This is a genomic window from Serratia sp. Ag1, assembly GCF_000743355.1.
GTDB lineage: Bacteria > Pseudomonadota > Gammaproteobacteria > Enterobacterales > Enterobacteriaceae > Chania.
This window is the reverse complement of the sequence record NZ_JQEI01000003.1, coordinates 98,045-117,528: the sequence shown is the minus strand read 5'-3', so window position 1 is coordinate 117,528 and position 19,484 is coordinate 98,045. Positions and strand designations below refer to the sequence as shown.

Below are 19,484 nucleotides of genomic sequence, written 5' to 3'. Positions count from 1 at the left end.
TAAAAGCCTTAAAATAGTCACCTGTGGGTGGCTATTTTTTTGTTTGGCGAGGATGATAGACGGGTTTTTTTATCAGTAAGATTAATTAGAGCAAACAGTAATTCTGCGACGCTGAGAGCAAATGGGCCGTTCTGTTTGTATAATGAAACTAATCTACCCAGAATAATTCGAGTTGCATGGAAGTGGCGCTCGGAGTGCTACGGGTATAAACAATTTTTGTTGTATTTTTTGTGAGCATACAGGGGGCAAGGGATGTTGCTTAAAAAAGGAAACTCAGTACGGCGTCTGGCATTGAGTTGCACAATTGCGTGTAGTTTTGCCGCGTCGGTACCCGCATGGGCAGCCGTGCAAGCGTTTCCACCAGTGTCATCATCCGGCATGTCCGTTACGCAAAGCCGTAGTGAAATCTTGACGGCGTTGCCTAAAGGCGTGGTCCCGAATTATCTCCCTACTTTGGCTCAGCTGTATGCTTCCAGGCAAATGCAGCCAATGTGGCAGGACCGGGAAGCGGTGTTGCAATTCCAGCAGCAGCTCGCTGAACTGGCTATTTCAGGTGTGCAACCGCAATTCACACAGTGGGTAAAATTGCTCACCGATCCGGCAATCACCGATATGGCGCGCGATATTGTGCTATCGGACGCGATGCTGGGTTATCTGCAGTTTGTTTCGTCAATTGGCGCAAACGGTAACAATTGGCTCTATAGCAATGTACCTTACAAGCTGGTGCTGCCAGCGAACACGGTGATTAATCAGTGGCAGTTGGCGTTACAGCAGGGCAAAACCTTGGCTTATGTCAACTCACTGGCACCACAGCATCCACAGTATGAAAAAATGCATCAGGCGCTGCGTGAACTGCTTGCGGATGGCCGCCCGTGGCCACTGGTGTCGAATGGTGCGAGCTTGCGCCCAGGCCAGCTTAGCGATGATGTGCCAGCAATACGGGAAATCCTGACGCGCACTGGCATGTTAACGGTGGTGCCGGAAGCTACGCCGCATTCGCAAGAGCTTGCAGTCACCCCGACGGCCGCTACGGCACCGGTAGTTGAGGATGATCTTTCGGTAGATGAAGAGAAAAATCGTAATACTGCTGGGGCGGTAGTCAGTCCAGCGGCGGCACCGATTAAAGATCTGGTTCCCGTGACTGAAGCCCCGTTGGTAAAACCACAAGCCAGCCCTGTCTCGGTGACGGATAACCGTTACACCGACGATTTAGTGGAAGGTATTAAACGTTTTCAGGCATGGCAGGGATTGACCCCAGACGGGGTTATCGGAGCCCGGACGCGTGAATGGTTGAACGTGTCACCCCAAATGCGAGCCTCTTTGCTGGCGTTAAATATCCAGCGTTTACGCATTTTACCTAGCCATGTTGATACCGGAATTATGGTCAACATTCCGAATTATTCCCTGATCTATTACCTCAACGGTAATGAAGTGCTTTCATCGCGGGTGATTGTTGGCCGTCCAAGCCGTAAAACCCCATTGATGAGCAGTGCATTGAACAATGTGGTGGTCAACCCACCGTGGAACGTGCCAACTAAACTGATACGTGAAGATATTGTCCCTAAAGCAATGCATGATGCGGGTTACTTCCAGAAACACGGTTATCGCGTGTTCTCTGGTTGGAGTAATGAATCCGAGGCCATTGATCCTTCAATGATTGATTGGAGCGTGACTTCAGCACGTAACTTCCCTTACCGCATTCAGCAGGCTCCGGGGGCCAGCAATTCACTGGGGCGCTTCAAGTTTAATATGCCAAGCTCAGATGCTATCTATCTGCACGATACCCCTAACCACGGGTTGTTCCAGAAAGACATCCGTGCGCTGAGTTCGGGCTGTGTGCGCGTGAACAAAGCTTCTGACCTGGCCAATATGCTGTTGCAGGATGCGGGTTGGAATAATGCTCGGGTTTCCTCCACGCTGAAAGCTGGCAATACCACCTATGTGAATATCCGCCAGCATATCCCTGTGCAGCTTTATTATCTGACGGCTTGGGTTGCCGATGATGGCAAACCGCAGTTCCGTACAGATATTTACAATTATGATGCTACGGTGAGATCGGGTGCACAAATTTTGGCTCAGGCTGAAAAATTGATGCAATAAATGCAGTAATTCTAAGTAAATAGTGGTCTGAACATTTGGTTATTCATCCGTACTCTTTGGGGGAGTGCGGGTGAACCTAAGCCTATATCGGGTTGACTCAGCGTAGGCTGGCGGTTATGGTTCGGGCTGTGCGCAGTTTTGTGCATTTATTTTGACATTCTTGCCGGGTTTAAAAGAGTCATGGACAAAATTGATCATCATCGTCGTAAATGGCTAGCGTTGGGCAGTGCAGCCATGGGTATCGCCTTGCTCCCTGGGCAAGCGTTTGCCAGTCTTTCTACCGCCCGTCCGCGTATTCTGGTTCTTAATAATCTGAATACCGGTGAATCTATCAAAGCCGAGTTCTTCAATGGCAAAGGCTATAATCGAGAAGAGCTGGTGCGGTTGAACCATATCTTCCGCGATTATCGTGCCAATAAGACCAAGACGATCGATCCGCATCTGTTTGATTATCTCTATCGCTTGCAAGGTTTGCTGGGAACGACCAAGCCGATTCAGCTGATTTCAGGTTATCGTTCTTCAACAACCAATAATGAAATGCGTGAACGCAGCCGCGGTGTGGCTAAGCAGAGTTATCACACCAAAGGGCAGGCGATGGATTTCCATATTGAAGGTATCCAACTGAGTAATATCCGTAAAGCGGCGTTAAAAATGCGTGCTGGGGGGGTTGGATATTATCCACGTAGCAACTTTGTACACATTGATACCGGCCCGGTGCGGACCTGGTAACACTGTGCACCATGAGTGAATAGCGCCAATCCCTGCGGATATGGCGCTTTTTTTCGTTGGAGCTTTATGAAATATCATATTATTCCCGTAACGGCGTTCAGCCAAAACTGCACTCTTATCTGGTGTGAGAAAACGCAGCAGGCCGCTCTGGTAGATCCTGGCGGTGAGCCAGAAAAATTGAAAGCGGAAGTAGCAAGAACAGGTGTCGAAATCAGCCAGATTTTGCTGACTCACGGGCATCTTGATCACGTAGGGGCAGCCGCTGAGTTGGCTGAGTATTATCAGGTGCCGATTTTGGGGCCACACAAAGAAGATGCCTTCTGGCTTGAGGGTTTACCGGCACAGAGCCGTATGTTTGGTTTGGCTGAATGTGCGGCCTTTACGCCGACCCAGTGGTTGTCCGAAGGGGATAGCGTACAGGTGGGTGAGATGTCGCTAAATGTTCTGCATTGCCCTGGGCACACGCCAGGCCACGTTGCTTTTATCAACGATAAAGCGCGTCTGGCGCTGGTGGGTGATGTGTTGTTCAGCGGTGGCGTAGGGCGAAGCGACTTCCCGCGTGGTGATCATCAAACGCTGATTAACTCAATCCGTAGCAAATTACTGCCGCAGGGTGACGATATTGCGTTTATTCCAGGGCACGGGCCAATGTCCACCTTTGGGCAGGAACGCCAAACTAACCCTTTCCTGCGTGAAGAACCACCCGTCTGGTAACCGGGATTCCTCTCTGTAAGACAAAAAGAGTAAAGGGGCGCAGAGCGCCCCTTTATATATCAAAATCAAACGCTCAGCTTATAGCACGGCAACGATGGCTTCACACAGCGGTGCCATATTGTCTGGCGTCATGCCCGCTACGTTAACGCGGCCAGAGTTAACGGCATAAACGCCAAATTCGTCACGCAAGCGCAGGACCTGCTCTTTGGTCAGCCCGCTGAAAGAGAACATCCCATTTTGGTTGATAATAAAGCTGAAGTCCTGCTTCGCGCCCTTTTCTTGTAAGGTCTTCACGAACAACTGGCGCATGCGGTGAATACGTTGGCGCATCTCGGTCAGTTCTTGTTCCCAAGTGGCACGCAATGCTTCGTTACCCAGAATGGTCGCTACCACTGCGGCACCGTGTGACGGTGGGTTGGAGTAGTTGGCACGGATTGCCGCTTTAACCTGGCTGAATGCGCGATCGGCGGTTTCAGCATCGGCAGCGACCACGGTACAAGCACCAACACGTTCGTTATACAGGCCAAAGTTCTTTGAATAAGAGCTGGCAACGATCAGTTCTTGATGCTTGGCGGCAAAAATACGCAAACCTTGCGCGTCTTCTTCCAAGCCTTTGGCAAAACCCTGATAGGCAAAATCGAACAACGGCAACCACCCCTTGGCGGCGGAAAGCTCAGCCAATTGCGTCCACTGAGCTTCGGTTGGGTCGATACCGGTTGGGTTATGGCAGCAGCCATGGAACAGCACCACATCACCAGCCTCTGCGCGTTTCAGGCTGTTGAGCAGGCCATCAAAGTCTAATGCATGGTTAGCCGCGTCATAATAGTCATATTCCAGCACTTCCAGACCAACGGCACCGAACACATTTTTATGATTAGGCCAGGTTGGGTTGCTGATCCAGATACGTTTGGCGTTGGTTTGGTTAGCAATAAAGTCTGCCGCGACACGCAGGCCACCAGTGCCACCAGGTGTTTGCGCGGTACGCGCACGCTTGCTGGCAATGACCGGGCTTTGTTTGCCGAACAGTAACTCTTGCGTGCAGTTAGCAAACGCAGGGATGCCTTCAATACCAAGGTAATTCTTGGTGGTCTCATTTTCCAACAGGTATTGTTCAGCTTTCTTGACGCTGGTCAGGACTGGTGTTTGACCTGTTTCGTCTTTATAGACGCCAATACCTAAGTTGATTTTGTTCGGACGGGCGTCCGCGCGGAAAATATCGGTCAGACCCAGAATCGGATCGGCAGGTGCTGCGGTGATTTTTTCAAACATGTCGGATTGCTTCCATGGCCTAGAGTTAAGCAGACAGAAGCATCAGGGTAGCGCCAGTTATCGGCTTTGCCAACCGTTTGCGAGAAAAACACATCGATCTTGTGATGGTGGCAGATTCAGCACAAAAAATGACAGAGAAAGACGTAATAACAGAATAAAAAACGGCAGGAGAACTAAAAAACAAAAACAGGGCCGGAGCCCTGTTCTTAACTCATATGGCATTAGGCTGCCATTAAGCGTAACAACTTAGAACTGGTAAACCAGACCAGTAGCTACGATGTTGTCTGTAGCAATACCAACAGCATTGTAGAACGGAGAATCATTTTCGTTCAGCAGGTTGATTTTGTAATCAACATAGGTAGACATGTTTTTGTTGAAGTAGTAAGTCGCACCAACATCCACATATTTAACCAGGTCTTTGTTGTTATACATTGAGCCATTGAACTCTTGAACCAAGTCTTTACCTTTAGATTGCAGGTATGCAATGGAAGGACGCAGACCGAAATCGAACTGGTATTGGGCAACCACTTCATAGTTGCGAGTTTTGTTAGCAATAGCTTTGCTGAGGCTACCAAATGGAGTCATGTTGTGCGTTTCTGAATACATGGTCGCAAAGTAGACGTTGTTAGCGTCATACTTGGCACCCAGTGTCCATACTTCAGCAACGTTACCGCCAGCAGATGTTTGGGTTTTTTGCTCAATGGTACGGTTAGAAGAGGAGTAAGCTGCACCCACGCTAACACCGGTATCCATGATTGCATAGGTGGTAGAAACGCCTACACCGTCGCCGTTAGCTCTTTTCAGGTCAGAACGATCATTTTTGCCCTGATATTGCAGTGCAAAGTTCCAGCCATCAACCATACCGAAGAAGTTCTTGTTACGGTAGGTCGCTACGCCGGTAGCACGGCCATTCATGAAGTTATCAGTGTAGGTATAGGTATCGCCACCAAACTCAGGCAGCATATCGGTCCAACCTTCAACGTCGTACACTACGCCGTAGTTACGACCATAGTCGAATGAACCGTAGTCAGCAAACTTCAGGCCAGCAAAGCCCAGACGGGTTTTGTTGCCATTCTGAGCATCAGAACCGCCTTCAGTATTGTTCGCTGCGAAGTTGTATTCCCACTGGCCGTAACCGGTCAGTTCGCTATTGATTTGGGTTTCACCTTTGAAGCCAAGACGTGCATAGGATTTATCGCCGTCATCGCCTTTGTCACTAGAGAAATAGTGCAGGCCAACAGCTTTACCATACAGATCCAACTTGTTGCCGTCTTTGTTGTAGATTTCTGCTGCGTTTGCTGCACCAGCTGCCAACAGAGCCGGGATTACTACTGCAAGAATGTTGCGCTTCATCATTATTACCCTCATTGGTGTTATTCGGACACCTTGCCACTGCCGCCAATAATTCTTTGGGAACTATTGTTGATAGTTTGGTGTCGTCCTGTGTCTGCACGCAGTGTTCCATTCACGGGCGGGTTAATCTAGAACGAAAATGCTACTAACATCGCAATCGAGTTTCAAAAAGAAAGTATGTGTTACAAAATGTAAAATTAAGGGAACTTTGTGACCTGGATCAAGAATGAAAAATACAAAAGGCCAGCAATGCTGGCCTTAAAAATGTACAAAAATAGTTCAAAAAATGTCTTTTGGGATCAACTAGAAGCTTGCGTTACGTGGTGTACGAGGGAATGGGATCACATCACGTACGTTTTGCACACCGGTCACATAAGCGATTAAGCGTTCAAAACCCAAGCCAAAACCGGAGTGCGGCACGGTGCCGTAGCGACGCAGATCGCGATACCACCAGTAATCTTCCTTATTCAACCCCATTTCTGCCAGACGCTGATCCAGTACATCAAGGCGCTCTTCACGCTGCGATCCCCCGATGATTTCGCCGATGCCCGGTGCCAGAACGTCCATTGCGGCTACGGTTTTACCATCTTCATTCATACGCATATAGAAGGCTTTAATATCTTTAGGGTAGTTTTTTACTACCACGGGCGCTTTGAAGTGCTTCTCTGCCAGATAACGCTCATGCTCGGATGAAAGATCGATGCCCCAAGATACCGGGTTCTCGAAGGCTTGGCCGGAGGCGATCAGGATCTCAACCGCTTCGGTGTAATCCACCTGCGCGAAATCAGAAGAAACAAAGCGCTTCAGGCGTTCAATGGCATCCTTATCTACGCGTTCTGCAAAGAACTGCATATCGTCAGCACGCTCATTGAGGACGGCCTGGAAGACATACTTGAGCATGCTTTCGGCCAAGCCAGCGACATCATCCAGCGTTGCGAAAGCAACTTCAGGTTCGATCATCCAGAATTCAGCCAAATGACGACTGGTATTGGAGTTCTCGGCGCGGAAGGTTGGGCCAAAGGTATACACTTTTGAGAGTGCACAGGCGTAAGCTTCAGCATTCAACTGCCCGGAGACGGTCAGGAACGCTTCTTTGCCAAAGAAATCCTGGCTGAAGTCGATTTCACCTTTGTCGGTGCGTGGCAGGTTTTCCATATCCAGCGTAGAAACGCGGAACATTTCTCCGGCCCCTTCGGTATCAGAAGCGGTAATCAGTGGCGTAGATACCCAGAAATACCCATTTTCATGGAAGAAGCGATGAATTGCCTGTGCCAGAGTATGGCGCACGCGGGCAACGGCACCGATCAGGTTGGTGCGTGGGCGCAGGTGAGCCACTTCGCGCAGATATTCAATGCTGTGACGTTTGGCCGCCATTGGATAAGTATCTGGATCGTCAACCCAGCCAACAACTTTAATTGCCGTGGCCTGCAGTTCGAAGCTTTGGCCTTCACCTGGAGAAGCTACCACGTTACCGGTGATTTCCACGGAGCAACCGGTAGTCAGGTGCAGAACTTCATCCTGATAATTCGGCAGAGAATGATTAACAACGGCCTGTAACGGATCAAAGCAGGAGCCGTCATAAACGGCGAGGAAGGAGATACCAGCTTTAGAATCTCTCCGGGTACGCACCCAACCGCGCACGGTGACTTCACTGTCAACCGCAGCACGACCTTGCAGTACGTCGACTACAGGCACTACGCTCATAGATTTCTCTCTTTATAAGTTTTGGTTCAGGAATAGCTAACAACCCAAGAATTTGGGGATGTTGCTATGTTACTTGCCGCGTTGCAGAGCACAAGTAGAAATCATCAGTATCGCGTAACATTTCTTACAGGAAGAGAAAAAAGCGGCTGTAACATATAAAGGAAGGAAAGAAGCCGGCATTGATGATTTGCCGGCGGGCATAATTAGCTGGCTTTTTTCACCAGCGGCAGATCGAAAGCTTTGCGCAGTGCTTTCACGAACGCCTGATCCTGGCAGATAGTTTTACCTGGGCTATCAGACAGTTTTGCCACGGGCTTACCGTTACATTCGACCAGCTTAATCACAATATTCAACGGCTTGACGCCAGGAATATCGCAGGTCAAGCGTGTGCCAATGCCGAAGGCCAGATTGATACGCTGAGCAAAATGGCGGTACAGCGCTAAAGCTTTATCCAGATCCAGATTATCTGAAAACACCAGCGTCTTGCTCATGGGGTCGATACCCAGCTCCTGATAATGGGCGATAGCTTTCTCTCCCCATTCAAATGGATCGCCAGAGTCATGACGCAACCCTTGGTAAGGCAGGGCAAACTGCGGGCCGAAATCGCGCAGGAAAGCATCCATAGTGATGCAATCAGTGAGCGCGATACCTAGCTGATCGGGGTATTCATCTAACCACGCTTGTAACGCCGCACGCTGGCTATTGGCAAGCTCAGGGCTTATCTGCTGGTGAGCCTGGAACCATTCATGAGCCTGCGTGCCTAGCGGAGCTAAAGCCAACCGATGGGCCAAATCGTAGTTACTGGTGCCGACCAGATAAGGGAATTCACTTTTCAGCGTGCTGACGATGGCGTGTTGCACATCACGAGAGAAACGGCGACGAGTGCCGAAATCCATCAGCTTGAAGCCTGAGGTATCTAGCCCTTCAGCCATATGTTGGAACTGCACTAATTTATTACGCAGTTGGCTGACGGCCATTTCAGGCGTCACTTCTGGTGACCGGTGGCGATGTACCACTTCACTGATCACGGCGAGCAAGGGGACTTCCCACATGATGACCTCAAGCCACGGCCCGGCGATACGGATCTGCAGCTCGCCTTCGTGGTTATCGATAGTGACTTGTTGAGGAGCATAACGGAAGCTACGCAACCAGGTCAGGTAGTCCTGTTGAAAGAACGGTAGGCCCGAAAGATACTGAAACTCGTCCTCGGTCAGTGCCAGTTTACTCATCATGGCAACCTGAGCACGGATCTCGTCGGCATAAACCCCCAGCATTTCGTCACCACGGCAACGAAACTCCGCCGCAACGGTAACGCCGGGATAGCGATGGAACACGGCTTGCTGCATATGAAGCTTATAGGCATCAGTATCAAGCAATGAGGTCAAAATCGGGGAAGCGTATAAAGTCATATCGCGTAACAGCATCCTGGTCGGGCGCATCTAAATCCGGAACACCATAAAAAGTGGGGGGAGTATACCCGGATTATCCTGTTATAGAAGCCTCATCACACCACAAATGGCGGGAATGGGTCGAGGATTAAACGTGCCATTATCGGGCCGGGGTAACCTTCCTGATGAGAAAAGCCAGAGAATCCAATAAGCTGGCGAGTTTAGTCTATTTAATGATAAAAATTATAATGTTAATTATTTTAAACACAAAACCAAATATAGACTGTATTCATCGCGATGTGGGTCAAGCTTTATGCTGGTGCCTGGCTTGATAACATCATGATAAGTAGCCGTCTTCTGGCCGCTGTTTCTCCAGGCCATACGGTCATCTCTGGGTTTTTTCCGTGGCTGTGGTACAGTTTATTGACAATCAGGCCGCCGAAGAGCAACGCCATCCAACCACCAAGACGAGTATGACGTTATCTAGGCCAATATCTGCAACTTACTGAAACGTCGAAGGGTTTCTATGACACAACAGCCACAGGCGAAGTTTCGCCACGATTATCGCGCACCTGATTACACCATTACCGATATCGATTTAAATTTCGAGCTGGATGCTGAGAACACGCGCGTTACCGCCGTCAGCCAGGTCAAGCGCCAAGGGGCTGTGGGAGCTCCTCTTCTCCTTGATGGTGAAGATCTGGCGCTGGTGAATCTTCAGGTTGATGGTCAACCATGGGGCCACTATCGTCAGCAGGATAACCAACTGATTATTGAGCAGTTACCGGCCCAATTTACCCTGACTATCGTCAATGATATCCACCCGGCTAAAAATACCGCGCTGGAAGGGCTATACCTATCCGGTGAGGCGTTGTGTACTCAATGTGAAGCCGAAGGATTCCGCCATATTACCTATTATCTTGATCGTCCAGACGTTCTGGCTCGCTTCACCACCCGGATCGTCGCGGATAAAGCGCGTTATCCTTTCTTGCTTTCCAACGGCAACCGGATCGCTGAAGGTGAACTGGCCGATGGCCGCTACTGGGTGCAGTGGCAGGATCCGTTCCCTAAACCTAGTTACCTGTTTGCTTTGGTAGCCGGGGACTTTGATGTGCTGCGCGATAGTTTCACTACGCGTTCTGGGCGCAAGGTGGCGCTGGAACTGTTCGTCGATCGTGGCAACCTGGATCGTGCCGATTGGGCGATGACTTCACTGAAAAACTCAATGAAGTGGGACGAAACCCGTTTTGGCCTGGAATACGATCTGGATATCTACATGATCGTGGCCGTCGATTTCTTCAACATGGGTGCAATGGAAAACAAAGGGTTAAATATCTTTAACTCGAAGTATGTGCTAGCGAAGGCAGAAACGGCCACCGACAAAGATTATCTGAATATTGAAGCGGTGATCGGCCATGAATATTTCCATAACTGGACCGGTAACCGCGTAACCTGTCGTGACTGGTTCCAGCTCAGCCTGAAAGAGGGGCTGACGGTATTCCGCGATCAGGAGTTCAGCTCAGATCTCGGTTCCCGCTCGGTTAACCGCATTGATAATGTACGGGTGATGCGCGGCGCCCAGTTCGCCGAGGACGCCAGCCCGATGGCACATGCCATCCGACCAGACAAAGTGATCGAAATGAACAACTTTTACACCCTGACGGTGTATGAAAAGGGTTCTGAAGTGATCCGCATGATGCACACTTTGCTCGGGGAGCAGCCGTTCCAGGCGGGGATGCAACTGTATTTTGAACGTCATGATGGCAGCGCCGCAACTTGCGATGATTTTGTCCAGGCGATGGAGGATGCTTCTAACGTCGATCTTTCGCTGTTCCGCCGCTGGTACAGCCAGTCGGGCACACCGTTGCTGACGGTGCGTGATGAATATGATGCTGAACATCAGCAATACCGTCTGCATGTCAGCCAGAAAACCTTGCCGACGGCGGATCAGCCAGAAAAACTGCCGCTGCATATTCCACTGGATATTGAACTGTACGATAGCGAAGGCAATGTTATTGCGTTGCAGAAAGGCGGTGCGCCAGTCAACAACGTGCTGAATGTAACCGAAGCGGAGCAGACCTTTGTGTTTGATGGCGTTGCACACCAACCCGTGCCTTCGTTGCTGCGTGAATTTTCCGCGCCGGTGAAGCTGGATTATCCGTATAGCGATCAACAACTGACTTTCCTGATGCAACATGCGCGCAATGAGTTTGCCCGTTGGGATGCAGCGCAAAGCCTGTTGGCTACCTATATCAAGCTCAATGTGGCCAAATACCAGCAAAAACAGCCGTTGAGCTTACCGTTGCACGTTGCCGATGCGTTCCGGGCGGTATTGCTGGATGAGAAGCTGGATCCGGCTCTGGCGGCGCAGATCCTGACACTGCCTTCAGAGAACGAAATTGCTGAGCTGTTTACCACCATCGACCCGGAAGCGATTGCCGCAGTGCATGATGCGATCACCCGCTGCTTGGCCCAGGAGATGGCTGATGAATGGCTGGCGGTGTATCGCGCCAACAACACTGACGGTTACCGTGTTGAGCATGGTGATATTGCCAAGCGTTCGTTGCGCAATGTCTGCCTGAGCTATCTGGCCTTTGGCGAGACAGAACAGGCAAATCAGCTGGTGATGAAACAGTTCCAGCTGGCGGACAATATGACTGATTCGCTGGCTGCGCTGTCGGCGGCGGTGGGTGCGCAATTGCCGTGCCGTGATGCGTTGATGGCCGAGTTTGATGAACGCTGGCATCAGGATGGCCTGGTGATGGACAAATGGTTTGTGTTGCAGGCCACCAGCCCAGCGGCAGATGTGCTGAGCAAGGTGCGTGCTTTGTTGCAGCATCGCGCGTTCAGCCTGGGTAACCCGAACCGCACCCGTTCATTGATTGGAGGCTTTGTTTCAGCCAACCCGGCAGCATTTCACGCGGCGGACGGCAGCGGATATCAGTTCCTGGTCGAGATCCTCAGCGATCTCAACCAGCGTAATCCGCAGGTGGCTGCCCGACTGATCGAACCGCTGATTCGCTTGAAACGTTACGATGCTTCTCGTCAGGTATTGATGCGTAATGCGTTGGAGCAGTTGAAAGGGTTGGAAAACCTGTCTGGCGATCTGTACGAGAAAATTACCAAGGCGTTAGCCGCCTAAAATAAAGACTCAGGGACGGCTTGGCCGTCCCTGAAGTTAATGGCAACGTTGCCTGGTTTTAACTATGGCTGCATAACGGTGCGATTTCGCGCTTAAATAACAGACGTTAACCATCTGAGTGACTCATTGAAGATCAATGACATGCCACCACTTTGATTGCCAGCCCACCTTGCGAAGTCTCGCGGTACTTGGCATTCATATCTTTACCGGTTTCATACATAGTTTCGATTACCTTATCCAGGCACACACGTGGCTCACTGGTGCGGCGTAGCGCCATGCGGGCAGCATTGACGGCTTTGACCGCAGAAATAGCGTTACGCTCTATGCAGGGTACCTGTACCTGCCCGGCCAATGGATCGCAGGTCAGCCCCAAATGGTGCTCCATGGCGATTTCTGCCGCAATGCAGACCTGCGCCGGGCTGCCACCCATCAGTTCCGCCAATCCGGCTGCCGCCATGGAGCAGGCGACGCCGACTTCTCCTTGGCAACCGACTTCAGCGCCGGAGATAGAGGCGTTCATCTTATACAGTGTACCAATCACTCCCGAGGCGAGGAAAAAACGGCTATACGAGTTGGTATTCACTGGTCGGATGAATTTGTCGTAATAAGCCAATACGGCGGGGATAATACCGCAGGCACCGTTAGTGGGTGCCGTGACCACGCGGCCACCAGCGGCATTCTCTTCGTTCACCGCAAAAGCGAACATATTGATCCAATCGACTACGTTCATCGGATCAATATTGTTTTTGTCACCGGTCACCAAAATACGCCGCAGAGCGGCAGCGCGGCGCTGAACTTTCATGGGGCCGGGGAGCAGCCCTTCCGTATTCATTCCGCGTTCAATTCCGGTGCGCATCACCTGCCACACTTCAGCAAAATGCGCTTCGATATCAGTTTTGCCACGCAGCGCCAGCTCGTTTTGCATTACTAACCCGGAAAGCGAAAGCCCGGTTTCCTTACAATGTTGCTGCAAGTCTTGCGCGGAACGGTAAGGGTAGGGGATTGGCACGGTATTGCGGGCTGGTTGGCCGAAATGCTCTTCATCGACGATAAAACCACCACCGATAGAGTAATAGGTTTTACTGTACAACAGTTGTTCACTGGCGTAAGCGCTGATGCGCATACCGTTTTCATGCAGCGGCAAATTGTTGCTGTGGAAGTTCATACCGCCTTGGCGTGGGAAATCGACCTCGTGCTCGCCGTTAGCCAAGAGCAAACGGCCACGCTGTTCCACATCGCGGATAAAACCGGCAATGCTGTCAATATCCACGTCATGTGGCAGATTCCCTGCCAGGCCCATAATAATCGCGATATCAGTATGGTGGCCTTTGCCAGTGAGGGACAGCGAACCATAGACGTCGACGACCACGCGCGTGGTGTCGCGCAGTTGACCTTGAGCGATTAAATCATCGGTAAACTGTTTGCCCGCTTTCATCGGGCCGACGGTATGGGAGCTGGATGGGCCGATACCGATTTTAAAAATATCGAAAACGCTGATCATCGTCTTAACCTTCTTCTCAGGTGACAGGCTTGAATACCAGGAAGGGGAATACCGAAAAACCGGCACCATCTGGCGCCGGTTGGGCGTGATTAACCGAACAGGGTGTACAGGATGGCAGAGATAGCAATCAGCCCCATTACCACCACAAAGACGTTGCTGATGTGCCCACTGTATTTGCGCATTGCAGGTACTTTACGGATGGCATACATCGGCATCAGGAACAGCAACATGGCGATGATCGGGCCACCGAGGTTTTCAATCATGCCCAAAATGCTCGGGTTCAACGTCGCGACGATCCAGGTGGTGATCAGCATGAAAATCGCCGTGATACGGTTCAGTTTATTGTTGCTGATGGTTTTTCCACGGCTCTTCATGGATTTGGAGATCAGGCCGTTAAAGCCTTCGCGCGCCCCCAGATAGTGGCCCAGGAACGATTTGGTGATGGCGATAAAAGCGATGACCGGGGCAATATAGGCGATCATCGGGTTGTTAAAGTGGTTGGCCAGATAAGAGAGGATCGAGATATTCTGCGCTTTAGCTTCGGCCAGATCGGTCGGAGAGAGACTCAAGACACAACTGAAGACGAAGAACATCACCGTCAGAACCATCATGATGTGGGCATAAGCCAGAATGCGTGAGCATTTTTTCTCGGCACCTGCACCATATTCTTCACGTTTTGCTACCGCGAAAGCGGAGATGATCGGCGAATGGTTAAAGGAGAAGACCATCACCGGGATCGCCAGCCACAGGGTGATCACCAGGCCATGCCCCAAGCTGCTGCCGGAACCGGCGAGAGAGACGTTCTCGAAAATGGCACCGCTCCAGTTAGGGATCAGATACAGTGCCAGCATCATCAGCACGCCGACAAACGGAAACACCAGAATACTCATGGTTTTCACGATTGCCTGTTCGCCAAAGCGCACGATGGTCATCAGCCCAGCAATCAGGATCAGAGACAAAACAGCGCGCGGCGGTGAGACCAGGCCCAATTGGTGGGTGATAAAGCTGTCAACGGTGTTGGTGATCGCCACGCTGTAAACCAGCAGGATAGGGTAGATGGCAAAGAAATAGAGCAGGGTGATCAACTTACCAGCGCTGATACCAAAGTGTTCTTCTACCACCTCGGTAATATCTTCACCGGGATTTTTCCCTGAAAGAACGAAGCGGCACAGGCCACGGTGGGCAAAAAACGTCATCGGGAAGGCGATGATGGCCATGATAATCAGGGGAATCAGACCACCAATACCGGCGTTAATAGGCAGGAACAGCACCCCTGCGCCGATGGCGGTGCCGTACAGGCCCAACATCCACATGGTGTCAGATTTGCGCCAGGTTGTACTGGAAGTTGAGGCCGCAGAGGCAATGGTGCCGGTCTGTGTAGTGTCCATAAATATCTCCGAAGTGAACACGTTAATTTGAAATTAAAGGCAATTTTTAAGGACAAGGCTGCCTGGCGAAATATCAGATTTCGTCAGAGATCCGCATCAGGTATTACTTTTGGGAGATAGGAATCCCCTGGTTATTTATTATGCGACACCCCAAGAAACTTGAAGTATGACGGGTATAATTATCGTTTGGCATGCTTGCTGGATAATTAACCCAATGACTTTCTGCTATTAAATAGCAAAAAACCGTGTCTTCTGCCGGCGGTTCCTTGCCTGCCGATTTTTGTTGGCGGCAAGATAACGATTTACAGCAGAAACAACCGTGATCGCACTCTCAAATGCGTCATTTGTGCGATTTGTTGTCTTTGGGTCGGTTTTTCGTGCAACTGTTACGCGATTGTTAGGCGGTTCATGCTACGTGGCATTCTTTATGATCATGCGCAGTTAAATGGGGTTTCACTATTTTACCCAGATAAAAGACTGGTTTTTTACTCCTGATTGGCAATATGTATCAGTGAGATATTTGAACTTGGCTGAAAACCATTTCCATTATGGTGAAAGAGTTTTGACCGCTGGTGTTATAAGTTTAATTTTTTGTTTATTAGGCGGTTAATGAGGGGAGGACTGATCTTTAGCGTCGATAGTTGGAACCGCTAGCGGATATTTAATTATCATATTAATAAATATTGCTGCCGATATTTTGCGCAAGTTAGTGGGGCAGATTTTGCCGTGCAAATCAGATTTATAATATTCGTACTCCTGCGTAATTAGCGGCAGTTTTATTTCGGAGGAAATAATAACTTGAGCGAGTTGTTGCAACTCATTAACCTCTTTTTACTGCTAATAAGCCATTTCTCAGGTTTGATTGCTGATAATTTGTACCGCCAATCGCAACATGCAAGTTAAAATCGGATGGCGATCGCCTGCTCATTGCAGAATTTGGTGAACTCATGTTCAGGTTGGCGATCGGTAATGATCCGGTCAAACTGCGCCAATGGACCGATGCAGACCGGTTTGACCTGACCAAATTTGCTGTGATCCACCACCAGAATTTTTTGTTGCGCCATGTGCATCGCCTTGTGCTTCATTTCCAGTTCGTCAAAGTTAAAACAGGTAGCCCCCTGTTGCAGGGTCAGACCAGCCGCAGAGATAAAAGCGATGTTGGGGCAGATGTGATCGAGTTCATTATGTTGGCCAACGGCGGTGAATATGCAGTTATTCGGCTTGAACTCGCCACCGCACAGGATCACTTTGCAGTTGGGCTTATGCTGCAATGCCAGAAAAGTATTGAGTGAATGGCAGACCGCAGTGAACGTGAGCTCGTCGGCAATGGCGTTAATAATCGCTGGGGTGGTGGTGCCGCAGTCAAAAAATACAGTGTCGTTCTCTTTAATCAAAGCTGCTGACAGCAGACCAATGCGCTGTTTCTCTGCCACCTGTTTAGCCTGTTGGTCAGAGACAAAATAATGGGTAACGCCATTGCTATGCGGCTCTGCCACCACATAACCCCCCAGTAAAATTACGGCGGCAGGTTCTGCATTGAGATCGCGGCGAATGGTCATTTCCGAGACGCCTAACAATGCGGAAGCTTCTTTCAGATGGATCTTGTCAGAACGCTTTAATGCCTGAATTAACCGGTTGATACGATCTTCACGCCGCTTTTCCATCTAGTCTCCTGTTCGCGCAACAAAGCGGGGTGCATAAGTAGCGTCACCCCACATCAAGTAAATTACGTCGATATTCAGTAGTTACCGGCTGCCGCGTTGTCGCCAGAAACAATTGCTACGCCTGAACTGGTGCCGATGCGTGTTGCACCTGCGGCGATCATTTTCCCGGCAGTAGCGCGATCGCGTACTGCTCCGGAGGCTTTAACCCCCATCTCACTGCCCACGGTGGCACGCATCAGTTTGACGTGCTCTTCGCGTGCGCCACCCGTGCTGAAGCCTGTGGATGTTTTAACGAAGGCGACGTCAAGCTCGCGACACATCTCACAAACTTGGGTAATTTGAGCATCGCTGAGCAGGCAGGTTTCCAGGATGACTTTCAGTGGAATGGCGGCACAAACCTCGCGTACGGCGGCGATATCTGCTCGTACTTCATCCAGCAGCCCGCTTTTCAGCCAACCGACGTTGATCACCATATCGATCTCCTGTGCACCAGCCGCGATGGCGGCTTTAGCTTCGAACGCTTTGACGACGGTCAGGCTCGCACCCAGTGGGAAACCGATAACTGAACAGACTTTAACTTCGCTTTCCTGCAATAGGTGTGCTGCCAATGGGACATAGCCGGAGTTAACGCACACCGCATAAAAATTATGCAACTGTGCTTCTTCGCACAATTTGGCTATTTGGCTTTCGCTGGCATCCATCGCCAGCAGGGTGTGGTCAATATAACGTGCATAATCAATCTGTTCAGCGGTCATAGTGCTTCCTCTCAGGTCGTTACAATATAATTGAATGTAATTATCCTAACATTGAGAATTGCTGATTGATAGCTGTTACTACTAGGTTTTAAAGAGAGTTTGCAAGATGCTCAGCAATAAATGTTATTTAAATAACATTGAGGTGGCAAAGTAGGGTAACGTTGCGGCCCAAGGGCCGAGCGATGGTGGGTATTGGGGGAAAACTGAAACAGGCAGAGCCTATGCCCTGCCTGCGGAGGCTTGATACTACTCTTTCACCCATCCTTTGCGGATCGGGAAAGCAAACAGGAAGTGATACAGGCGGGTCAGCAAATAGGCGATCGTTTCACCAAACAGATTCCAGACCAACTGTGCAAATAGACAGCCGACAAGGCCCACCAGGAAACCACCGACCATATCCAACGGCCAATGGACGCCAAGAAATACCCGTGACCAGGCAATGGCAACAGCGGCTGTCATCAGCAGAAGGCCAGACCAGGCGCGGTGCCAGCATAAAAACGCCAGTGCAAAAGTAAAGATGGCGGTACCGTGATCGCTGGGGAAAGAACTGTCTGGCGCATGTGCCAGGAAGGTATAGCCAACACCGATCGCAAATGGCCGTTCATGCGGTAGCAACATACCGATAGCGCTTGCGGCACTCATGGCAAATAACAGCGCAATTGTCGCCTTAGTCACCACTTCTCGCTGAGCGGATAGCTGCTGCCGTGGCCCCCAGAACCACAAACCGACAATCAGTAATGGGATAATGGCGATCAGATCCCGAGCGAAAAATGTGGCGAGATCGATCAACCATTCCGGACTGGCCGGGGTGGCATTGATCCAGGCGAAAAGCAGATAGTTTAGTTGCTCCATGATGCATTACCTCGTCTTACGGCTGCAATAACTGCTAACCCACCAATAAACAGCCAGTTGGCTGAACCAGACCCACCACCCGGCCCACAGGTTATGGGAAAGAAAATGTGCCCCACGCATGATCTGACCAAATCCCATCAACATGCCGCAGGCGATACCGCCTATCCAGCACCAATAAGCAAGGTGCGGACGTTGCGGGTAAAACAGAAAAAACAATGCCATCAGAGCAAAACCGCTGGATGCATGGCCGCCGGGGAAACAACGGCCTGGCCCTGGGAAAGCAGGCGTACTGCCAAACAGGGGGAACGACATCGCTTTGCCACCATACTCCAGCAGATCCCACGGGCAGGAATGGGCGCTCACCGCTTTTAACATACCGACGACTAATGGCCCGATACCAATCAACAACATGGTGACGATCAAACGCGGATTACGGCGGTATATACCCCAAAAAAGCGCCAGTACCGTACAGATGATCACCACGAGCTTCAACAAGCGATGATTGATCAGATCCAACCAGTCATTGTTCTGCCATGGGAAACTCTGGCTTGCGGTGTCGAACCAGTAATTGCTGATTGTCCAGTCCAGTTGCTCATTGCGTGACAGCCAGACAAACAGCAATCCGCTGACAAGCAGCCCAAAAACCTGCCAACGGTAAAAGGATGCTGGCAGTGTGTAAAGCATATCATTCTTAATTTGCATGGCTGTTGAGGATTGATTTAATGAATATTCCGCTAGCTTCGGTGAGTGCTTGCCGTAGCGCATTTACGGTAACGAATAATACTACTGTAATCATTCCGTCTTAAGAAAACCTTAGTGGGTTATGCAGTTGGCTATCGGTAAGGAAGAGGATATCCAGATTTAACCTATAATTAGGTGGTTTACACTGTGCTAGCGTACATTGTTATGACGCCATAAATCATAG

At 50.3% G+C, this 19,484-nt stretch carries 14 protein-coding genes; 4 read left to right on the top strand and 10 right to left on the bottom strand.

Annotated features, from left to right (window positions below; all coding sequences use genetic code 11):
* Window positions 1-252 precede the first annotated feature (252 nt).
* The 3 genes from ldtD to IV04_RS01845 all read left to right on the top strand — a co-directional run bounded on the left by ldtD (window position 253) and on the right by IV04_RS01845 (window position 3,543).
* A complete protein-coding gene (gene ldtD / locus IV04_RS01855; RefSeq protein WP_072010808.1) occupies window positions 253-2,100 on the top strand; it encodes a L,D-transpeptidase in 1,848 nt (615 codons plus the stop codon).
* A 180-nt stretch (window positions 2,101-2,280) separates the two neighbouring features.
* On the top strand, window positions 2,281-2,829 hold the full coding sequence (locus tag IV04_RS01850) for a YcbK family protein (RefSeq protein WP_037393972.1): 549 nt from the start codon (window positions 2,281-2,283) through the stop codon (window positions 2,827-2,829).
* Between the two features lie 66 nt (window positions 2,830-2,895).
* The gene (locus IV04_RS01845; protein WP_037393969.1) at window positions 2,896-3,543 is read left to right on the top strand and encodes an MBL fold metallo-hydrolase; all 648 of its coding nucleotides are present in this window, start codon (window positions 2,896-2,898) and stop codon (window positions 3,541-3,543) included.
* A gap of 78 nt (window positions 3,544-3,621) precedes the next feature.
* On the opposite strand, the gene IV04_RS01840 is transcribed toward IV04_RS01845, so the two are convergent.
* The 4 genes from IV04_RS01840 to pncB all read right to left on the bottom strand — a co-directional run bounded on the left by IV04_RS01840 (window position 3,622) and on the right by pncB (window position 9,278).
* Window positions 3,622-4,812: an amino acid aminotransferase gene (locus IV04_RS01840; protein WP_037393966.1), complete on the bottom strand. Its 1,191-nt coding sequence runs from the start codon at window positions 4,810-4,812 to the stop codon at window positions 3,622-3,624.
* Window positions 4,813-5,058: 246 nt separating this feature from the next.
* Window positions 5,059-6,168 (bottom strand): porin OmpC, encoded by a 1,110-nt coding sequence (gene ompC, locus IV04_RS01835; protein WP_037393964.1) that lies wholly within the window; start codon window positions 6,166-6,168, stop codon window positions 5,059-5,061.
* Window positions 6,169-6,468: 300 nt separating this feature from the next.
* Window positions 6,469-7,869 (bottom strand): asparagine--tRNA ligase, encoded by a 1,401-nt coding sequence (gene asnS / locus IV04_RS01830; RefSeq protein ID WP_037393961.1) that lies wholly within the window; start codon window positions 7,867-7,869, stop codon window positions 6,469-6,471.
* Window positions 7,870-8,072: 203 nt separating this feature from the next.
* Entirely contained in the window at window positions 8,073-9,278 is a 1,206-nt protein-coding gene (gene pncB / locus IV04_RS01825; protein WP_037394319.1) for a nicotinate phosphoribosyltransferase, read from the bottom strand.
* Window positions 9,279-9,783: 505 nt separating this feature from the next.
* Between pncB and pepN the strand changes: the two genes are divergently transcribed.
* A complete protein-coding gene (gene pepN / locus IV04_RS01820; protein WP_037393958.1) occupies window positions 9,784-12,399 on the top strand; it encodes an aminopeptidase N in 2,616 nt (871 codons plus the stop codon).
* A gap of 133 nt (window positions 12,400-12,532) precedes the next feature.
* Here the strand turns inward: pepN and IV04_RS01815 are convergent, their stop codons facing one another.
* From IV04_RS01815 to IV04_RS01790, 6 genes are all read right to left on the bottom strand, one after another.
* Complete coding sequence (locus IV04_RS01815) at window positions 12,533-13,900, bottom strand: L-serine ammonia-lyase (RefSeq protein WP_037393955.1); 1,368 nt, start codon at window positions 13,898-13,900, stop codon at window positions 12,533-12,535.
* 89 nt (window positions 13,901-13,989) lie between these two features.
* Window positions 13,990-15,288: an HAAAP family serine/threonine permease gene (locus IV04_RS01810; protein WP_037393952.1), complete on the bottom strand. Its 1,299-nt coding sequence runs from the start codon at window positions 15,286-15,288 to the stop codon at window positions 13,990-13,992.
* An 899-nt stretch (window positions 15,289-16,187) separates the two neighbouring features.
* Window positions 16,188-16,952, bottom strand: coding sequence for a DNA-binding transcriptional repressor DeoR (deoR, locus tag IV04_RS01805; RefSeq protein ID WP_037393949.1), 765 nt, complete (start codon window positions 16,950-16,952; stop codon window positions 16,188-16,190).
* Between the two features lie 74 nt (window positions 16,953-17,026).
* Window positions 17,027-17,707, bottom strand: coding sequence for a deoxyribose-phosphate aldolase (gene deoC, locus IV04_RS01800; RefSeq protein WP_037393946.1), 681 nt, complete (start codon window positions 17,705-17,707; stop codon window positions 17,027-17,029).
* Window positions 17,708-17,953: 246 nt separating this feature from the next.
* The gene (ybjG, locus tag IV04_RS01795; RefSeq protein WP_037393943.1) at window positions 17,954-18,559 is read right to left on the bottom strand and encodes an undecaprenyl-diphosphate phosphatase; all 606 of its coding nucleotides are present in this window, start codon (window positions 18,557-18,559) and stop codon (window positions 17,954-17,956) included.
* Between the two features lie 6 nt (window positions 18,560-18,565).
* Window positions 18,566-19,324 carry a phosphatase PAP2 family protein gene (locus IV04_RS01790; protein WP_037393940.1) on the bottom strand — a complete coding sequence of 253 codons (759 nt, stop codon included), beginning with the start codon at window positions 19,322-19,324 and terminating at the stop codon, window positions 18,566-18,568.
* Between the last annotated feature and the right edge of the window lie 160 nt (window positions 19,325-19,484).